Raw genomic sequence first — 3,216 nt, forward strand, 5'->3', positions numbered from 1 at the left:
ATTGCCTGGCAACGTTCTAATCTCGCAGGTCGTAAGACCAACTACAGTCGACGCTAAAGAGCTTAACTTCTGTGTTCGGTATGGGTACAGGTGTATCCTCTTTGCTATCGCCACCAGACGAAAACTATATACATATCTATATTATTATGATTTACTTAGATTGGTTCAATTCTTTTACACTATTGATTAAGTCTTCGACCTATTAGTATTAGTCAGCTGAATGCGTTACCGCACTTACACTCCTAACCTATTCTCCTTGTCGTCTTCAAGGGGTCTTATACTAAGTGGGAAATCTCATCTTGAGGGGGGCTTCATGCTTAGATGCTTTCAGCTCTTATCCCGTCCGTATTTAGCTACCCAGCTATGCCACTGGCGTGACAACTGGTACACCATTGATACGTCCATCCCGGTCCTCTCGTACTAAGGACAGCTCCTCTCAAATTTCCTACGCCCACGACGGATAGGGACCGAACTGTCTCACGACGTTCTGAACCCAGCTCGCGTACCGCTTTAATGGGCGAACAGCCCAACCCTTGGGACCGACTACAGCCCCAGGATGCGATGAGCCGACATCGAGGTGCCAAACCTCCCCGTCGATGTGGACTCTTGGGGGAGATAAGCCTGTTATCCCCAGGGTAGCTTTTATCCGTTGAGCGATGGCCCTTCCATGCGGAACCACCGGATCACTAAGTCCTGCTTTCGCACCTGCTCGACTTGTAGGTCTCACAGTCAAGCTCCCTTGTGCCTTTACACTCTGCAAATGATTTCCAACCATTCTGAGGGAACCTTTGAACGCCTCCGTTACTCTTTAGGAGGCGACCGCCCCAGTCAAACTGCCCACCTGACACTGTCTCCGAGTTTTCTACTCTCAGGGTTAGAATTTCAATACAGCAAGGGTAGTATCCCAACAACGCCTCCACCGAAACTAGCGTCCCGGTTTCTTTGGCTCCTACCTATCCTGTACATACTGCATCAAAATTCAATATCAAGCTACAGTAAAGCTCCATGGGGTCTTTCCGTCCTGTCGCGGGTAACCTGCATCTTCACAGGTACTATGATTTCACCGAGTCCATCGTTGAGACAGTGCCCAAATCGTTACGCCTTTCGTGCGGGTCGGAACTTACCCGACAAGGAATTTCGCTACCTTAGGACCGTTATAGTTACGGCCGCCGTTTACTGGGGCTTCAATTCATACCTTCGCTTGCGCTAAGCACTCCTCTTAACCTTCCAGCACCGGGCAGGCGTCAGCCCCTATACTTCACCTTACGGTTTTGCAGAGACCTGTGTTTTTGATAAACAGTCGCTTGGGCCTATTCACTGCGGCCACATCTCTGTGGCACCCCTTCTCCCGAAGTTACGGGGTCATTTTGCCGAGTTCCTTAACGATGGTTCTCTCGCTCACCTTAGAATTCTCTTCCCAACTACCTGTGTCGGTTTGCGGTACGGGCACCTCTTATCTCGATAGCGGCTTTTCTTGAGAGTTTGGTTTCAACAACTTCGCTACTTAATTTCGCTCCCCATCACACTTCATGATATATGCTCGGCGGATTTGCCTACCTCGCTCACTTTGTGCTTAGACGGACTATTCCATCAGTCCGATTGTTTAACCTCCTCTGTCCCCACTTCTCTCAAATGATATTTGGTGGTACAGGAATTTCTACCTGTTGTCCATCGGCTTCTCCCTTCGGATTCACCTTAGGTCCCGACTTACCCAGGGCGGACGAGCCTTCCCCTGGAAACCTTAGTCTTTCGGTGGATAGGATTCTCACCTATCTTTCGCTACTCACACCGGCATTCTCACTTCTAACCGCTCCACCTCGCCTTCCGGCTCAGCTTCTCCGCTGTTAGAACGCTCTCCTACCATATAACATTAGTTATATCCGCAGCTTCGGTTGTATGTTTAGCCCCGGTACATTTTCGGCGCGATGTCACTCGACCAGTGAGCTATTACGCACTCTTTAAATGGTGGCTGCTTCTAAGCCAACATCCTGGTTGTCTGTGCATCATCACATCCTTTTCCACTTAACATACAATTTGGGACCTTAGCTGGCGGTCTGGGCTGTTTCCCTTTCGACTACGAACCTTATCACCCGCAGTCTGACTCCCGTGCATATTTATTTGGCATTCGGAGTTTGTCTGAATTCGGTAACCCGGGATGGGCCCCTAGTCCAAACAGTGCTCTACCTCCAATAAACTCTTCACGAGGCTAGCCCTAAAGCTATTTCGGAGAGAACCAGCTATTTCCAAGTTCGATTGGAATTTCTCCGCTACCCACAGCTCATCCAAACACTTTTCAACGTGTCCTGGTTCGGTCCTCCATTCAGTGTTACCTAAACTTCAACCTGGCCATGGGTAGATCACTTGGTTTCGGGTCTACTCCATCATACTATTTCGCCCTATTAAGACTCGCTTTCGCTGCGGCTCCATGTCTTCCACTTAACCTCGCATGATAAAGTAACTCGCCGGTTCATTCTACAAAAGGCACGCCATCACACCTTATTGGTGCTCTGACTACTTGTAAGCACACGGTTTCAGGTTCTATTTCACTCCCCTCCCGGGGTTCTTTTCACCTTTCCCTCACGGTACTGGTTCACTATCGGTCACTAGGTAGTATTTAGCCTTACCAGATGGTCCTGGTAGATTCCAACGGAATTCCTCGTGTTCCGCTGTACTCAGGTGCTATCTCTCGCTCTCTCTTCATTTCGTTTACAGGACTCTTACCTTCTTTGGTTCGCCTTCCCATGCGATTCTACTATGAATTATGATACGATTTATTGATAGTCCTACAACCCCGTAAAGCAAGCCTTACGGTTTGGGCTCCTTCCTTTTCGCTCGCCGCTACTAAGGAAATCGATTTTTCTTTCTCTTCCTGCAGGTACTTAGATGTTTCAGTTCTCTGCGTTACCCCTCTTTCGAGTACCACATCTTTACTTGTGGTGGGTTCCCCCATTCGGATATCTACGGATCATTGATTACTTACTTCTCCCCGTAGCGTTTCGTCGTTTGTCACGTCCTTCTTCGGCTCCTAGTGCCAAGGCATCCTCCGTGCGCTCTTTTCTACTTAATCGTGTGTAGCTTTTACGCTTTTTTCCTTGAACTCTTATGAATAGACAATTTTCTTGTCTTCTTCTCTCGGTTTTTTCTTTGTAAATCTTTTTCTATATAATATACGTATTTAGTTTTCATTGTTCTCGAGTATTCTTTTGAACACTCAAA

The 3,216-nt window shown here is 47.9% G+C and carries 2 rRNA genes; both read right to left on the bottom strand.

The annotated features are described in order from the left end of the window. Positions 1 to 3 precede the first annotated feature (3 nt). Positions 4 to 118, bottom strand: a 5S ribosomal RNA gene (rrf, locus tag HZY82_RS05075). A gap of 64 nt (positions 119 to 182) precedes the next feature. Further along, positions 183 to 3,067: ribosomal RNA gene (locus HZY82_RS05080) — 23S ribosomal RNA — on the bottom strand. Positions 3,068 to 3,216: the final 149 nt, after the last annotated feature.

The organism is Gemella sp. GL1 (genome assembly GCF_013415365.1).
Taxonomy (GTDB): domain Bacteria; phylum Bacillota; class Bacilli; order Staphylococcales; family Gemellaceae; genus Gemelliphila.